This is a genomic window from Pseudomonas khavaziana (assembly GCF_019145205.1).
Lineage (GTDB): Bacteria > Pseudomonadota > Gammaproteobacteria > Pseudomonadales > Pseudomonadaceae > Aquipseudomonas > Aquipseudomonas khavaziana.
On record NZ_JAHSTT010000074.1, the window covers coordinates 1 to 282 of the forward strand.

General features: G+C 51.1%; 1 pseudogene. It reads right to left on the bottom strand.

Features of this window, described 5'->3' with window-relative positions:
- Positions 1–282, bottom strand: a pseudogene (locus KVH01_RS29590) (DDE-type integrase/transposase/recombinase); the annotation flags it as partial.

The following is a 282-nucleotide window of genomic DNA, read 5'->3' on the forward strand; positions in this document are numbered from 1 at the left end:
TTCCAAGGGCCATTGCGGGCAGTATTTCAATGTTCTAAACAGTGATTCCGAGTACGGGTTGTCATTGCTTACGCGTGGACGACCGCGAGAAGGCGTGATGCCAAGCTCATACATTTTGCTTAACAGCGTCACCGATTTCATTGGCGCTCCGTTATCAGAGGGCAATACCAAGGGCTCACGCAGGCATTTCTCGTTGATCACGCTGCGTTGCAACAGCGCAGCAGCTTTTTCACCACTTTCTTCATCATAAACTTCCCAACCTACGGTCGCGGTAGGAATGGC